We start from the raw sequence: 489 nt of genomic DNA on the forward strand, positions 1-489 counted from the left end.
CGATCAGCAGCTTCTCCAGCGTCGGCTGCCGGTCGGCGCTATAGGTGCCGAGATAGGACAGCTCCCACCTCTTCGGCACGTCGAGCGGCGGATAGGCGTCCGCATCGACCGAGCAATAGAGCGCGCGCGCCGCCCGGGAGCCGTAATGCGCCTCGATATGGCGCAGCGTCGGACCGCCGGTGAAGGAAAGATAGAGGTCGTAGCCGGGGATCATCTCCGGCGCGAGATATTCATGGTCGCCGCGCCGGAGCTTCGCGAGCGTGACCGGCGTGTCGATATCGTAGAAAGCGGTGACGCCGCCGGCGTGCGTCTGGACATGGCGGCCGACCGCGACGCCTTCGGGCACGTAGGAGCCGACCATCACCGCGTCGGCCCGTCCGATCTCGTCCCGCCAGCGCTCCAGGTCCCGAAGGTCGGAGTAGAAAGCGAGCGTGCAATAAGACGGGTCCGTATGGTCGCGATGGCCGGCATACCAGGGCACGTCCCGCT

1 protein-coding gene is annotated in these 489 nt (G+C 67.1%); it reads right to left on the reverse strand.

The genetic code is table 11. From position 1 onward, the window contains the following. A partial coding sequence (locus AC2JF9_RS08560) for a CgeB family protein (RefSeq protein WP_500726923.1) occupies window positions 1-489 on the reverse strand: 489 nt, incomplete at both ends.

Source organism: Lactobacillus sp. C449L (assembly GCF_059900815.1).